Raw genomic sequence first — 13,735 nt, 5'->3', positions numbered from 1 at the left:
GGCAACAGGCCGGTGGGCCAGGTCTGTCGGCCTATCGTTGTGAGATGTCACAACCACCGGTCGGTGCCGCGGCAGCGGCGCTCGCCGCCCGGCTGGTGCCGCGGGTGCCGCAGCTGGCCCGCCAGGTCGTCGACCGCATCCGCGCCGAGGTGCCCGGATTCGACGGGCTGCCCACCGCCGTCCAGGACGTGGAGGTCGCCGCCACCGCCCGTGCCGCCATCCGGGCGTTCCTCCAGCACGTGCAGGGCCTGCCGGGCCGGGACACCGGTGTGACCCGTCAGCGGGCGGTGCAGCGCGCGGAGGAGGGAGTGCCGCTGTCCGCGCTGGTGCAGACGTACCACGTGGGCGCGGAGGTGGTCGTGGACGCGCTCGCGGAGGTGGCCGTGCCGGGGGAGGAGGCGGCCGTGCTGCGGCTGGCCCGCGAGCAGCTGCGTGCGGTGGGCCTGGCCGTCACCCAGGTCACCGAGGCGTACCTGGCCGGCGCGGCCGCCGACCAGAACGTCGCGGTCCGGGAGCTCACCTGGGCGCTGCTGCGCGGGGAGGGACCCGAGGACGTCGCAGCCCGGTACGGCCTCGCGCTGGAGAGCGCGTACCTCGTGCTGCGGGTCCGCGCCGCGGACGACGGCGACGCGTCGGCGGCCCGGGCCGCGGTGCGCTGGGTGCTGGCGCAGGCGGTGACGCGCGCCGATGCCCGGGCGCTGAGCCTGCGCGACGACCTCGGCGGGTTCGTCCTGCTGCCGGACTCCTTCCCGGTCGAGGAGCTGGCCCGGCGGGCCGTCGGCACCGCCGTCGTGGGTGCGGCGCGGGCCGGGTCGCCCGCGGACGTGCCGGCCGCGGCCGCCCGGGCCGACCGGATCGCCGTCGTGGCCGGGCGTCCCGGCGTGCACCAGCTCTCCGACGTGCTCCTGGAGTACCACCTCACGCAGCCGGCGGACAGTGCCCCGGAGCTGGCCGCCGTCCTCACCCCACTGGCCGCGCATCCCGACCTGCTGCCCACTCTCGTCGCGTTTCTCGACGCCGATCTCAACCGGCGGAGCGCGGCGCAGGTGCTCGGCGTGCACGCCAACACCGTCGACAACCGGCTGGAGCGGATCACCGACCTGACGGGCGTCGATCCACGGTCGTCCCGAGGTATCCAGCTGTTCGGCGCCGCGATCGTCCTCCGCCGGGCCGGCTCCTGACGCGACCTCCGTACTCGCGGACGGCGGCCGTGCGGAGCATGCTGGGCCCGGAGTCGAGCGGGGAGGGGCCATGGCGGTCATGCCTGCGGCGTTCTTCGGCCACGGCAACCCGATGAACGCGCTGGAGAGGAACCGGTACACCGAGGCCTGGCAGGCGTTCGGCCGGTCGGTGCCACGTCCGCGCGCGATCCTGGTCGTCTCCGCGCACTGGTACGTGCAGGCGACGGCGGTGACGGCGATGCCGCGCCCGCGCACCATCCACGACTTCTACGGGTTCCCGCGCGAGCTGTTCGACGTCCGCTACGAGCCGCCCGGCCTGCCGGACCTCTACGACGAGATCGCCGATGTCGTGCACCCGACCTGGGTCGGCGCCGACGTCGACAGCTGGGGGATCGACCACGGCACCTGGTCGGTGCTGATGCACGCGTTCCCCGACGCCGACATCCCGGTGGTGCAGCTGTCGATCAACGCGCTCAAGCCCTTCGACTACCACCTGCAGCTCGGTGCCGCCCTGGCGCCGTTGCGGGAGCGCGGGGTGCTGGTGATCGGCAGCGGGAACGTCGTCCACAACCTGGGCGGCGTGAGCCGGGCGATGCCCGATGCCGGGTTCGACTGGGCGCAGCGGTTCGACGAGCAGGCCAAGGAGTTCATGGTCACCGACCCGACCGACGTCCTCCGGCTCGACGGGCACCGCGACTTCGACCTCGCCGTCCCGACGCCGGACCACTTCCTGCCGCTGCTCTACCTGGCGGGGGTGGCCGGGGCCGACGCCCTGCCGGCGGACGTGCTGATCGACGGCTACGCCTACGGCTCGCTGTCGATGACCGCCTACACGGTGGGCATGGAGACGCCGGAGTCGTCGGGGTCGGGCTTCGCGGCCCCGCTGCCGGACGGGCCCCCCGCCGACGGCGCCAACATCTGAGGCGTCCGCCCGTAGGCGAGCCGAGTGGGAACGGTCCGTCTCGATCCGCTTGCGTGACGTCACGACCCACCAGCCGACGCAGCAAAAGCGCAGGTCACGGGTGGCGTGGGACCAAAGTCCTTCGGACAGTGATGGCGCCTTACGCCACTGATCGTCTTCACGGGGAGTCCCACCTTGTCCTTGCACCTGTCGTCTCGTCCGCGTCGCGGCCTCGCTGCGGCGTCCCTCGCCGCCGCGCTCGTTCTCGTCCCTGGGGTTGCTGCCGCGGAAGGTGACACGCCCACCCCGTCGGCGGGAGTCGAGGTCCCGGGCGTGGACGCCCTCGACGAGACCGGCGAGGAGGGTGCCGGCACCGAGGAGGAAGGCCCGGGGCTTCCGCCGGAGGTGCTGGCGCTCTTCGAGGAGCTGGGTCTTCCGCCTGAGTGCATCCCCGGCTTCCAGGCCGCCCTCGTGGAGATCGCCGGCGGTCTCGCCGAGGCGCCCGAAGAGGTGCCGGACCTGGTGACGGGTCTGCTGACGGGCCTCCAGGCCGCCTTGGAGAACCAGGACCCGGCTGCGGGCGAGGCTGCCTTGCTGGAGCTCCTGGGCGAGACGGGGCTCGCGCAGCTCGACGCGGTCTTCGCGGCCTGTCTGCCGGAGGAAGAGGAGGAGCCGCCGGCCGAGGCGGAGCCGAAGCCCACTCCGCCGGCCGCCGGCCCGTCCCACCAGCCGCCGGCTGCGGCTCCCGAGCACGCGCCCAAGCCGGTCGCCTACCTCGGCTACGCGCCGACCGGTGCCGCCACGGCCGAGGCCGCTGACGCGACGGTGCCCATGAGCGCCTTCGCCGGTGGACTGGTGCTCCTGGCCGGCGCCGGAGCGGCCGGGTACGGGATGCGGCGGCGTGCGGTCGCTTCGCGGGATTGATCTCCGCGCCGTCGGCGCCTTCCTGCTGGTGCTGGCGGCCGGGATCGGCTTGCTGTTCGTCGTCGCCGGACGGCCGGACGCGGACACCGCTCCGCGGCCGGCCCCGGCGGCGGAGTCGCCGCTGGACTCCGGGTCCGACCCGGTCGCCCCTGCGGGCCCGGCCGGTGAGGTCGTGGCCGCGGGGGCGATCCAGCCGGCCCGGCTGAGCATCCCGGCGATCGGCGTGGACGCCCCCGTGGAGAAGCGCGGGACCGTGCAGTACGAGAACCCGTTCACCGGCAAGAAGGTGGACGGGTACGGCGTCCCGGAGTCGATGCGGACGACCTCCTGGTGGTCCGACGGCCCCCAGCCCGGCTCCGGTCAGATGGCGGTCATCCTCGGGCACCAGCAGGCCGACGGCGGGGCTGTCTTCGACCGCCTGCACACGCTCGACCCCGGTGACGAGATCACGCTGCGGGACGGCTCGGGCGCGGTGCTGCGGCTGAAGGTGCTCGGGTCCCCGGTGGCCGGACTGGACAAGGCCACCTCCGCGCTGGCCGAGACGCTGAACAGCCACCCCGCGGAGGCCGACGTCGCACTGGTCACCTGCGGTGGCGAGTTCGACGACGAGGCCGGCACCAGCACGGACAACACGGTGGTGTTCGCGACCGTCGTGCGCTGAGCCGCCGGAACGCGCCCTGCGACCACCGGTCGACGCCTCCCCGCCGCCCTTCTGAGCGGCGGGGATGGTGCGGGCTCAGCGGTGCGGATCGTCCCCGGCTGCCAGCGAGACCACGGGGCCGACCACCCAGACCGACGGCGGGCGGATGTCGGCCGTCGCGAGGGTGGCGGGGAGGTCGGCGAGCGTCGTCCGCACGGTGCGCTGCGTGGGGAGCGAGCCGTCGCTGATCACCGCGACCGGCGTCGAGGGGGCGCGACCGTGCTCGACCAGGGTCGCGGCGATGGCATGGGCGGTGTCGACACCCATCAGGACCACGACCGTGCCGCGCAGGCGCGCGATGGCCGACCAGTCGACCAGCGAGTTCGGATGGCCGGGCGGGAGATGGCCGGAGACGACGACGAACTCGTGGGTCATCCCGCGGTGGGTGACCGGGATGCCGGCCAGCGCCGGAACGCCGATGGCGCTGGTGACGCCGGGGACGACCTCCACCGGCACGCCGGCGGCCACGCACGCCTCGACCTCCTCCATGCCGCGGCCGAACACGAACGGGTCCCCGCCCTTGAGCCGCACCACCCGCTTGCCGGCCAGGGCGCGGGAGACCAGCAGGTCGTTGATCTGCTCCTGGGCCATCGACCGCCCGCGCGGCAGCTTCGAGGCGTCGATGACCTCCACGTCCGCGGGCAGCGAGGCCAGCAGGGACAGCGGCGCCAGGTGGTCGGCCACGACGACGTCGGCCTGCGCCACCGCCTGCCGCCCGCGCACCGTGATGAGCGCCGGGTCGCCGGGGCCGCCGCCCACGAGCACCACACCGCCGGCGCGGCCGGACGTGACCTCCCGCGAGGTGCGGTCGGCGACCGTGCCGTCGGTCAGCCCGGCCACGACCGCGTCGCGCACGGCGACCGCCCGCTGAGGGTCCCCGCCCCCGTGGACGCCGACGACGAGGTCGCCGTGCCGTCCGGTGGCCGGTGTCCAGACGCTGGACGCGGCCCGGTCGTCGGCCCGGGCGCAGAAGATCCGGGCGTCCTCCGCCTCGGCCGCCACGGCCGCGTTGACGTCGGGGTCGTCCGTCGCCGCGACCGCGTACCAGGCGCCGTCGAGGTCGCCGGCCTCGTACCGTCGCTGCACCCAGGTGAGCGATCCGGGCGCGACGAGCGCCTCGAGGGCCGGGGTCACCTCGGGGCTGACCACGGTGACCTGCGCCTGCGCCTCCAGCAGCCCGGCCACGCGGCGGTGCGCGACCTGCCCGCCGCCCACGACGACCACCCGGCGCCCCAGCAGGCGCAGCCCGACGGGGTAAACGACGCCGTCGGGGCGGGGCGGGTCAGCCATGGCCGGGTGGACGGGGGAGGCCATCAGTTCTTCTCGGTGACGCCGGCCGAGTCGAAGGTGGCGACGTCGCGCAGCGCCCGCGCGGCCGACGTCACCAGCGGCAGGGCCAGGAGGGCGCCGGTGCCCTCCCCGAGCCGCAGGTCCAGCCCCAGCAGCGGCCGGAGACCGAGCGACTGCAGCGCGACGGCGTGCCCCGGCTCGACCGAGGTGTGGCCGGCCAGTGCGTACTCCATCGCGGTCGGGCACAGGGCCGCAGCGACCAGCGCCGCCGAGCCGGCGATCGCACCGTCCAGCAGGACCGGCACGCGTGCGGCCGCCGCGCCCAGCACGAAACCGGCCAGGCCGGCGTGCTCGAGCCCGCCCAGTTCGGCAAGGACCGCGAGTGCGGCATCCGGCGTCGTCGGCCGCGTGGGCACGCGGGAGACCGCGCGGCTCACGACCTCGACCTTGCGGGCCAGCGTGGGGTCGTCGATGCCGGTGCCCCGGCCGGTCGCCGTCGCGGGTGTCGCACCGGTGAAGGCGCAGACGAGCGCCGCCGAGGCGGTGGTGTTCGCGATGCCCATGTCGCCGGTGATCAGGCACCCGCTGTCCGCGGCCAGCGTCGTCGCCACCTCGATGCCCGCCTCGACCGCACGGCGGGCCTCGTCGACGGTCATGGCCGGCCCGACGGCGAGGTCGGCGGTGCCGCGCCGCACCTTGCGGTCCAGCAGTGCCGGGGCCGGGTCCAGCGTCGCCGCGACACCGACGTCCACGACGACGACCCGGGCACCCAGCCCGGCGGCGAAGGCGTTCACCACGGCGCCACCGGCCAGGAAGTTCGCCACCATCTGCGCGGTGACCTCCTGCGGCCACGGCGTGACGCCCTGGGCGTGGACACCGTGGTCGCCGGCGAAGACCGCGACGGTGGCCTGCTCCGGCAGGGGAGCGGGGCACTGGCCGGCGATGCCCGCGAGCTGCGCGGCGACGTCCTCGAGCACGCCGAGCGAGCCCGGCGGCTTCGTCATCCGGTAGAGGCGTTCCCGGGCGGCCCGCTCGGCCGCCGCGTCGCGCGGCACGACGGTGGCGATGGTGTCGCCCAGCAGGGTGCCGGCGAACGGGTTCGGGTCGGTGCTCAGCGGAACTCCTCGGACGCGGGAAACGGCCCTCAGGATCGCAGACGCGCCGGCCGGGCTGTTACTTGACGGATCGGAAAGTGACGGAGCAGACTTTCCGACATGGAAAGCGACAGCCGTTCCGTGGAGGAGGGCACCGCCGCCGCTGAGCTCGCCGCGCTGCGGGCCGGCCGTGTCGCGCTGGCCGAACGCGTCGTCCAGCCCTGGTGGTACGACGTGCTGCTCGGCGTCCTCGTCTTCGTCTTCTTCGGGAGCTACGCGACGGACAACTGGTGGCTGATCGGCGGGGCCTGGCTGCTCTGCGGTCTCGGCCTCTGGGGGCTGGTCACCGTCTACCGGCGGCTGACCGGTCTCTGGGTGAGCGGGCACCGCCCGGGGCCGACCCAGCGCGCCTTCCGCGTGTGGTTCTGGTGCTGCGTCAGCTGGGGCGTCGTCGCGGTGTGCGACGCCATCGTCGACGCGGCGTTCCTGACCCACCTCCTGGTAGGGGTGTCCGCCGCCTGCGGTGTGGCGATCGCGATCGTGAGCCGGTGGTGGACGCGCCTCTACGTCGCCGAGCTCCGCGGCGAGCTGTGACCGCCGTCCAGCCGCGGTTCGACGCCGTCGTCCACATGCCGCCGCGCCTGCAGGTGTGCGGCCTGCTGGCCGTCGTCGACTCGATGGACTTCGCGGCGGTCCGCGAGCAGGTCGGCGTGAGCGATTCGGTCCTCTCCAAGCACGTCAAGCAGCTCGAGGAGGCCGGCTACGTGCAGGTGCGCAAGGCAACCCGCGCGTCCCGGCTGCGCACCAGCCTGTCGCTCACCCCCGCCGGCCGGACGGCGTTCGACGCGCACGTCGCCGAGTTGCGGCGGATCACCGGCGGCTGACGCAGTGCTCCCCTGGACCGCCCGGCGCGCCTACTCTGGCTGGTCGCGGAACGAGCGAGGGAGCGCCGAACTGTCCGAGGACGCTGGAACCGGTACCGACGAGGCTGCCGACGACGCGGTGCTGCTGTTCGTCGGCGGTCCGCTCGACGGGCGCGTGGAGATCCGCGCGGCCCGCCACGGCGACCCGCTGCCGACCATCACGCACGTCCACCTGCACGGCGGACCCAAGGTCGTGCACCGCTACGACCTGCAGACGCTCACCGACTCGGCCGGCGTCTACACCCTGCGCCCGCGCGAACAGCAGCCCGCGCGCGACGAGTCCGTCGCCGACTGACCCCTAGCCGTCTCCGGCCGTCACCAGCCCTGGACGCGGCCGGCGTCCGCGACGACGCGGTCGAACCGTCCCCGGTCCAGGGCGGCGCCCTCGCGCCGCACCGTGCTGGGGTCGAGCACCAGCAGCCGGTCCAGGCGGACCTCGCTCGGGCGGCGCCGCGCATCCCAGTCGCCGGTGCCGATGTCGGTCCACACCCGGCCGTGCCGCGCCTCGTCGGCGGCGTCGCGGTCGTGGTCCTTGCTGCTCAGCATCAGCGCCAGCAGGTCGCCGCCCCGCCGGCCGATGACCAGAACCGGTCGGTCCTTGCCGCGTCCGTCGCCCTCGTCGTAGGGAACCCAGGCCCAGACGATCTCGCCCGGGTCGGCCGCGTCGTCGTCTCGTGGCCGGTACTCGACGTCGGGGCTCCCGGGCGCCTTCGGGCGCCCGGGAGCCCGGCCTCCGCAGGAGCTCCACGACCGACCGGGCGGCTCGACGGAGCCCGCGCTGCGCTGCCATGGGCGGCACGCTACGGGCCGGACGGCCGCATCTGCCCCGCGTGCCTCACCTGTTCCGTGTGACACATCGACACCATCCGGTCACAGAAGGGGATTAGAGCCGAAGTTGTTTGGGAACTGGCCCGGGACGGTGTGAGGGCGACGCGCGGGTCGTCCTGGTTCCGTCGAGGAGGGGTTGCCATGACGTCGGCCGAGCCGGTGCGCCCCGCCGTCCCCCGAGCGCGCGAGGTACAGGCCAGCGTGCTCGCCGCCTTCCAGCTCGTGGAGGACGCGCGCTACATGGGGCACGACCGGAGATCCCGCCGCGTCCGCGCCAGGATGCGCGCCGAACGGGCCATCGCCGACCGCAGGCTCGCGCGCGACCTGCCCGCCCGGTAGCGCGTCAGGCGACGCAGAACTCGTTGCCCTCGGGGTCGGCCAGGGTGGCCCACTGCATCGGCCCCTGTGACTCCCGCCAGAGCTCGGCCGCCCCGAGGGAGAGCAACCGGGCGATCTCCGCCTCCCGGCGCTCCGGACCCACGTGGACGTCGAGGTGCAGCCGGTTCTTGACCGTCTTGGACTCCGGGACCCGCTGGAAGAGCACCCGCGGCCGGCCGGGCTCGGGCGAGCTGATCGCCGCACCCAGCCGCCAGACCAGAGCATCGCGGTGCCGCATGGTGTCGGCCTCCGTGGCCGCGCCCTCCTGCACCATCCGCGAGATGAACGCCTCGTCCTGTGGCTCCACCTGCCAGCCCAGCGCTTCGGCCCACCAGTCGGCGAGCTCGTGCGGGGCCGAGGAGTCGACGACGACCTGGATGTCGAATGCCATGACCGGACGTTAAGCCCGGCCACCGACGATTCGACGTGGTCCCGTCACAGCTCCTGGGCCAGGTCCGCCCAGATGACCGCGTCGTCCGGCAGGTCGGCGTCCAGCGCGCAGTGGTCCTTGATGACCCGGCCGAACGGGGTCAGCGCCGTCCGGTCCACCTGCTGCGCCGGATCCCACAGCCGCGAGCGCATCACCGACTTGGGGCACTGGAAGTAGGCCGTGCGGACCTGCATCACGAGGACCGACAGCGGTTCCCGGCCGAACTCGGTGAGGTCGACGTCGAGCTCGTCCGGGCGCACCAACGACGTCGTCCCGTAGACGCGCAGCGTCTGGTCCACGCCGGGGACGAAGAACATCAGCGCGGCCCGCGGGTTGACCGCCAGGTTGCGCAGGCTGTCGACCCGGTTGTTGCCGGGCCGGTCGGGCAGCGCCAGCCGGTGCTCGTCGAGCACGTGCACGAAGCCCCTGTCACCTCCACGGGGGGAGATCTCCGGCCAGCCCTCCGGATCGGCGGTGGCCAGGGTGGCGAAGGGGGAGTGCGCGATGAACTCGCGGCAGTGCGGGTCCAGGCGGTCGATGACCTTGTCCAGCACCAGCCCGCCGGGGGTGCGGTAGCCGGCGACGACGGCCTGGTCGGCGGTCGGAGCGGCCGGGACGGGGACGGCGGCGAGGGGGTCCACGCGACGACGGTAACCACCCGCCCGGTTAGCGTGGCGCCTCGTGTCCCAGGTGTGGAGTGCCCCGGTCCGGTTCGTCGAGTGCGACATGCAGGGCATCGTCTTCAACGCCCACTACCTGGTGTGGGCCGACGAGGCGCTGACCCCGTGGTGGACCGAGCAGGGGATCGACTGGCGCCGGTTCGGTGCCGAGGGCTTCCAGTACGTCGTCGTCGCCAGCACGCTGGAGTGGCGCTCGTCGGCGCGGCACGGCGAGACCGTCACCGTCGACGCCGACCTGGAGAAGCTGGGCCGCACGAGCCTGACCGTGCGCTTCGAGATCCGGGTCGGCGACCGGCTGTGCTGCACGGTGCGGACGACGTACGTGTGTCTCACCGACGGCGCCCCGACTGCGTGGCCGGACGACCTGCGGGCCCGTCTCGCCGCCTGACCGGGCAGGCAGCCGGCCGGCTCACGCAGCCGCGTCAGGCGACGCTCCCCACCCGGCCTTCTCCTGCCCCGACAGCGCGGCGATCTGCTCCATGACGGCGTCGGTCACCTCGCGGCGGGCGCGGCCCTTGCCGGCCTGACCGCGGTGGTCGGGGAAGGTGAGCGGCTCCCCGAACGTCACCGAGACCCGCCGCGGCCGGGGCCAGCGGGCCCCGATCGGCTGGACGCGGTCGGTGCCGTGCACGGCCACCGGGACGACGGGGCAGTCAGCGGTCAGCGCGAGCCACGCGACGCCGGTCTTGCCCCGGGCGAGCCGGCCGTCGCGGGACCGCGTCCCCTCCGGGTAGATGCCGAACGCCCCGCCCGCGTGCAGCACGCCGAGGGCGGTGTCGAGCGCGGCCTGCGCGGCGCGGTGCGTCTCCCGCTCGACCGGCAGGGCCCCCAGGGCGCCGAACAGCGTGCGGGTGAACCAGCCGGACACGCCGCCGCTGGTGAAGTACTCGGCCTTGGCCAGGACGGTGACGCGGCGCGGCGCGACCGTGGGGATCACGATGCTGTCGATGAACGACAGGTGGTTGCTGGCCAGGATGACCGGCCCGGTGAGCGGCACGTTCTCCCGTCCGGTGACCCGCGGCCGGAAGAGCATCCACAACAGCGGGCGGACGACCAGGCGGGCGATGACGTAGAACACGCGGGCGCTCCCTCCTCGGGCTCGCCACCGTCCGTCAGCAGGAGGGCGACGGCACGTGCGGCCCCCGCATTCTGCTGGACGGCGGCCGCCCTCCCCGGCAGACCCCCGGGGGAAGAAGCTCAGGACCGTCGGCCCCCCGGCGGGCAGGCGTCGCGCAGGATGCCCCGGACGTCCGGTGGCAGCGCCGCGGTACCCGTCGCCGAGGCGGTGATCGCCTCCGCCACGGCCCGCACCTTGCGGTGGGTGTGGCCGGAGATGTGCACCAGCAGGTCGAAGGCCACCTGCTCGGTGCAGGACGTCAGCAGCATCAGGATGCCCTTGGCCTGCTCGATGGCGGCGCGGCTGGCCATGGCCGCGCGCAGCTGCCCGACCTCGGCCTCCAGTGCGGCCGCCCGTTCGGCGTCGGACGGTGCGGCGGGCAGCGGCGCGGCGGAGGCGGTCGGGGACGGGCCCGCGTGGTGGGCGCGGACTCGGTGGCGGGACAGCGTCGGGGAGGACATGGGGCAGCTCTCTCGGACCGGAGGCGTACCGGGCTCGCCGGCAGGACCGCTCAGCCGCTGTCTCGACCTCTCGGATCCACCGGCCCGCGAGGGGCCGGCCGCGCCGATGCCCAGGACCGTACGTCCGCGACCCGCTGTCCGCAGCCGTTGCGAGGGGGTCACTGCCGGTGGTCCCGCGGGCGGCCGGGCGCCGCGGCGCCGCGTCGTGACCAGCCGTGAGCGGACGTGCCCACCGCGCTCCTCACCGCAGGTCATGTCGGGAGCGGCCGCGGGCTCCGGACGAGCGTCCCTAGGATCGGTCGTCATGCGCCTGCCCGGCCGTTACGACGGCGTCGCCCGGCCGATCGTCACGTACGGCAGCAACCCGGTCCTGCACCGGTCCTGCGCCCCGGTGACCGAGTTCGACCGCGCCCTCCGCCACCTGGTCCTCGACATGTTCGCCTCGATGCAGGCCGCCGACGGGGTGGGGCTGGCGGCCAACCAGATCGGCGTCGACGCGCGGATCTTCGTCATCGACTGCCCGGACGCGGCCGGGGAGGACGTGGTCGGCTACGCGATCAACCCGACGCTGACGCTGCTGGAGCCGCACGACGACGAGCCGGCCGAGGAGGTCACCGAGGAGGGCTGCCTCTCGGTGCCCGGTCCCTACGCCGAGCTGCCGCGCGCCTTCCGGGCGCGGGTCGACGGCGTCGACGTCCACGGCGACCCGGTGACGATCGAGGCGACCGGCATGGCCGCGCGCTGCCTGCAGCACGAGGTCGACCACCTCGACGGCACCGTCTACGTCGACCTCCTGCCCGAGGAGCACCGCGACCGGCTGCTGGCGGAGGCCGAGGGACCCAGCGGCGACCTGCCCGCGTGAGCGAGGACCTCGCCGGCCACCGCCGAGGTGTCGGAGGGGCGGGTGGCTGGGCACCTGAGGGCGCATGACCGACGCCGTTCCGCTCCGTGCCCTCGCCCTCGTCTGCAGCCTCAAGCCCTCGCCCGCCCCGTCCAGCAGTGAGCTCATGGCCCGTCAGGTGCTGGAGGAACTCGCGAAGCACGGCGTGACCGGCGACGTCGTCCGCGTCGTGGACCACGACGTGAAGCCCGGTGTCGAGGTGGACATGGGCGACCGGGACGAGTGGCCGGCCATCCGCGAGCAGATGATGGCCGCCGACATCCTGATCGTCTCCACGCCCACCTGGGTCGGGCACATGAGCAGCGTCGCGCAGCGCGTGCTCGAGCGGCTCGACGGCGAGCTGTCGGAGACCGACGAGACCGGACGCCCGCTGGTCGCCGGGAAGGTGGCCGTGGCCGCCGTCGTCGGCAACGAGGACGGCGCACACAAGATCATCGCCGACCTGTTCCAGGGCCTCGACGACATCGGCTTCACGATCCCGTCGCAGGGCGGCACCTACTGGAACGACCAGGCGATGGGCGGCACCGACTACCTGGACCTCGAGGAGACGCCGGAGGCGGTCGCCTCGACCACGGCCACCCTGGCCGAGAACGCCGCGCACCTGGCCAGGATCCTGAAGGCGAGCCCCTACCCGGGGAGCTGAGCGGGAGCCAGGCGGTCCGGGTGCTCGGGCAGGGGGTCGGGGATCAGCGAACCGGCCGCCCGCCGCGCCCGGAGCAGCCCGACCGCGGCCGCGAGGCCCAGCAGGAGGACCACGACGCCGTAGGTCTCGGCCGTGCGGGCCAGCCCGACCTCGCCGGCGGCGATGCCGGCCGCGATGGCCGGGATGCTGAACGCCAGGTAGCCGACCACGAAGACGGCGGCCAGCAGCCCGGCCCGGGAACCCGCGGCCACCCCGTGCGTGATCGTGGCGACGGCACCCAGGAACGCGGCACCGAACCCGAATCCGGTGACCACCGCCGAGGCGAACAGCACCGCCGTCGAACCGCTGAACAGCGCTCCCAGGGTGCCCGAGACACCCCCGACGAACACCAGCGAGCCGACCAGCAGCGCCCGCTCGGGCGGCGACGTGCGCAGCGCGATCGAGCCGAGGATGCCCGTGCCGTTGAGGGCGAGGATCAGCAGCCCGCCGACGACGTGGTTGTCGATGCCGAAGACGTCGGCGACCAGCGACGGCCCGAGGGACGCGTAGAACCCACCCAGCGACCAGCACGCCAGCAGGATGGGCAGCGCGACGAGGAAGACCTTGCGGTGCCGCGGCGGCACGTGGACCCGCGGGCGCAGCGACGCCAGCGCGCCGGGTACCCGTGGCGAGCTCTCCGGCAGCAGGAACGTCCCGGCGGCCGCCAGCACGAACACTCCGGTGAGGACGCCGAACACCCAGTCGGTGGGGGACGGGACGAACTGCACCAGCAGCCCTGCGCCCGCCGCGCCGATCGAGAGCCCGAGCCCGGGTGAGGCGCTGTTGATGAACGCGCCGAGGGGACGCTCGTGCTTCTGCAGGTCCAGCAGCGACGCCCCGAGCGTGCTGGTCAGCGCACCGGTGGCCAGGCCCTGGACGACGCGGGCCGCGAGCAGCCAGCCGACGCCGTCCGCGACCAGGAACGCGACCATGGCGGCGGCCTCGAGCAGGAAGGCGCCGATGAGCACCGGGCGCCGGCCGACGTGGTCGGAGAGTCCGCCCACCACCAGGAGCGAGGCCAGGAGGGCGAAGGCGTAGATGCCGAAGATCGTCGTGAGGACGCCGGAGCTGAAGCCGAACTCCTCCTGGTACACGCGGTAGAGCGGGGAGGGGACGCCCGACGCGGCCAGCATCAGCACCAGCAGCACGGCGACCGACCAGAAGGCAGCGGTCGGCGGCAGACGGCGGGAGACGGGCACGACCGGGAGCAAGGCCGGTGCGCGGCCGGCGATTCCCGCTGCCCGC

At 74.4% G+C, this 13,735-nt stretch carries 19 protein-coding genes; 11 read left to right on the top strand and 8 right to left on the bottom strand.

Annotation, left to right across the window (positions count from 1 at the left end):
• The first annotated feature begins 44 nt into the window (after positions 1-44).
• The 4 genes from BN344_RS06950 (at position 45) to BN344_RS06935 (ending at position 3,667) form a co-directional block, all read left to right on the top strand.
• Positions 45-1,181 carry a PucR family transcriptional regulator gene (locus tag BN344_RS06950; protein ID WP_040337482.1) on the top strand — a complete coding sequence of 379 codons (1,137 nt, stop codon included), beginning with the start codon at positions 45-47 and terminating at the stop codon, positions 1,179-1,181.
• A 70-nt stretch (positions 1,182-1,251) separates the two neighbouring features.
• A complete protein-coding gene (ygiD, locus tag BN344_RS06945; protein ID WP_081788404.1) occupies positions 1,252-2,103 on the top strand; it encodes a 4,5-DOPA-extradiol-dioxygenase in 852 nt (283 codons plus the stop codon).
• A 312-nt stretch (positions 2,104-2,415) separates the two neighbouring features.
• Entirely contained in the window at positions 2,416-3,006 is a 591-nt protein-coding gene (locus BN344_RS06940; RefSeq protein WP_040337481.1) for a hypothetical protein, read from the top strand.
• Positions 2,984-3,667 (top strand): class F sortase, encoded by a 684-nt coding sequence (locus tag BN344_RS06935; RefSeq protein ID WP_040337480.1) that lies wholly within the window; start codon positions 2,984-2,986, stop codon positions 3,665-3,667. The genes BN344_RS06940 and BN344_RS06935 overlap by 23 nt, the downstream gene beginning before the upstream one ends.
• A gap of 75 nt (positions 3,668-3,742) precedes the next feature.
• Here BN344_RS06935 and cobA read toward each other — a convergent pair whose 3' ends face one another.
• Complete coding sequence (cobA, locus tag BN344_RS06930; RefSeq protein ID WP_081788402.1) at positions 3,743-5,020, bottom strand: uroporphyrinogen-III C-methyltransferase; 1,278 nt, start codon at positions 5,018-5,020, stop codon at positions 3,743-3,745.
• On the bottom strand, positions 5,020-6,063 hold the full coding sequence (gene cobT / locus BN344_RS06925; RefSeq protein ID WP_269319891.1) for a nicotinate-nucleotide--dimethylbenzimidazole phosphoribosyltransferase: 1,044 nt from the start codon (positions 6,061-6,063) through the stop codon (positions 5,020-5,022). Before cobT ends, cobA begins: the two co-directional genes overlap by 1 nt.
• A 147-nt stretch (positions 6,064-6,210) precedes the next feature.
• Here cobT and BN344_RS20180 point away from each other — a divergent pair, with 147 nt between their 5' ends.
• Genes BN344_RS20180 through BN344_RS06910 form a run of 3 tightly spaced genes read left to right on the top strand, consistent with a single transcriptional unit; the run spans position 6,211 to position 7,308 of the window.
• On the top strand, positions 6,211-6,684 hold the full coding sequence (locus BN344_RS20180; protein WP_166518170.1) for a hypothetical protein: 474 nt from the start codon (positions 6,211-6,213) through the stop codon (positions 6,682-6,684).
• The gene (locus BN344_RS06915) at positions 6,681-6,974 is read left to right on the top strand and encodes a winged helix-turn-helix domain-containing protein (RefSeq protein ID WP_040337479.1); all 294 of its coding nucleotides are present in this window, start codon (positions 6,681-6,683) and stop codon (positions 6,972-6,974) included. The genes BN344_RS20180 and BN344_RS06915 overlap by 4 nt, the downstream gene beginning before the upstream one ends.
• Before the next feature lie 4 nt (positions 6,975-6,978).
• The gene (locus BN344_RS06910) at positions 6,979-7,308 is read left to right on the top strand and encodes a hypothetical protein (RefSeq protein WP_231486558.1); all 330 of its coding nucleotides are present in this window, start codon (positions 6,979-6,981) and stop codon (positions 7,306-7,308) included.
• Between the two features lie 20 nt (positions 7,309-7,328).
• On the opposite strand, the gene BN344_RS19460 is transcribed toward BN344_RS06910, so the two are convergent.
• Positions 7,329-7,868, bottom strand: a complete 540-nt coding sequence (locus BN344_RS19460; protein ID WP_081788401.1) for a type II toxin-antitoxin system PemK/MazF family toxin — start codon at positions 7,866-7,868, stop codon at positions 7,329-7,331.
• A 114-nt stretch (positions 7,869-7,982) separates the two neighbouring features.
• On the opposite strand from BN344_RS19460, the gene BN344_RS06900 reads away from it, so the two are divergent.
• Positions 7,983-8,180: a hypothetical protein gene (locus tag BN344_RS06900; RefSeq protein ID WP_040337478.1), complete on the top strand. Its 198-nt coding sequence runs from the start codon at positions 7,983-7,985 to the stop codon at positions 8,178-8,180.
• A gap of 4 nt (positions 8,181-8,184) precedes the next feature.
• Here the strand turns inward: BN344_RS06900 and BN344_RS06895 are convergent, their stop codons facing one another.
• Both BN344_RS06895 and BN344_RS06890 read right to left on the bottom strand, forming a co-directional pair.
• Positions 8,185-8,610 carry a VOC family protein gene (locus BN344_RS06895; RefSeq protein ID WP_040337477.1) on the bottom strand — a complete coding sequence of 142 codons (426 nt, stop codon included), beginning with the start codon at positions 8,608-8,610 and terminating at the stop codon, positions 8,185-8,187.
• Between the two features lie 44 nt (positions 8,611-8,654).
• Complete coding sequence (locus BN344_RS06890) at positions 8,655-9,290, bottom strand: MSMEG_1061 family FMN-dependent PPOX-type flavoprotein (RefSeq protein ID WP_040337476.1); 636 nt, start codon at positions 9,288-9,290, stop codon at positions 8,655-8,657.
• 40 nt (positions 9,291-9,330) lie between these two features.
• Between BN344_RS06890 and BN344_RS06885 the strand changes: the two genes are divergently transcribed.
• A complete protein-coding gene (locus tag BN344_RS06885) occupies positions 9,331-9,717 on the top strand; it encodes an acyl-CoA thioesterase (protein ID WP_040337475.1) in 387 nt (128 codons plus the stop codon).
• 21 nt (positions 9,718-9,738) lie between these two features.
• On the opposite strand, the gene BN344_RS06880 is transcribed toward BN344_RS06885, so the two are convergent.
• Both BN344_RS06880 and BN344_RS19835 read right to left on the bottom strand, forming a co-directional pair.
• Complete coding sequence (locus BN344_RS06880) at positions 9,739-10,407, bottom strand: lysophospholipid acyltransferase family protein (RefSeq protein ID WP_040337474.1); 669 nt, start codon at positions 10,405-10,407, stop codon at positions 9,739-9,741.
• 119 nt (positions 10,408-10,526) lie between these two features.
• Complete coding sequence (locus BN344_RS19835) at positions 10,527-10,907, bottom strand: ANTAR domain-containing protein (RefSeq protein WP_051515604.1); 381 nt, start codon at positions 10,905-10,907, stop codon at positions 10,527-10,529.
• 304 nt (positions 10,908-11,211) lie between these two features.
• On the opposite strand from BN344_RS19835, the gene def reads away from it, so the two are divergent.
• Both def and BN344_RS06865 read left to right on the top strand, forming a co-directional pair.
• Positions 11,212-11,769, top strand: coding sequence for a peptide deformylase (gene def, locus BN344_RS06870; RefSeq protein ID WP_040337473.1), 558 nt, complete (start codon positions 11,212-11,214; stop codon positions 11,767-11,769).
• A 64-nt stretch (positions 11,770-11,833) separates the two neighbouring features.
• Entirely contained in the window at positions 11,834-12,451 is a 618-nt protein-coding gene (locus BN344_RS06865; protein WP_040337472.1) for a flavodoxin family protein, read from the top strand.
• Here BN344_RS06865 and BN344_RS06860 read toward each other — a convergent pair.
• The gene (locus BN344_RS06860) at positions 12,436-13,689 is read right to left on the bottom strand and encodes an MFS transporter (protein WP_231486555.1); all 1,254 of its coding nucleotides are present in this window, start codon (positions 13,687-13,689) and stop codon (positions 12,436-12,438) included. The genes BN344_RS06865 and BN344_RS06860 overlap by 16 nt on opposite strands.
• Positions 13,690-13,735: the final 46 nt, after the last annotated feature.

Origin of the sequence: Candidatus Blastococcus massiliensis AP3 (assembly GCF_000582785.1) — a bacterium.
Classification (GTDB): domain Bacteria; phylum Actinomycetota; class Actinomycetes; order Mycobacteriales; family Geodermatophilaceae; genus Blastococcus; species Blastococcus massiliensis.
This window is presented reverse-complemented; position numbering and strand designations above follow the sequence as displayed.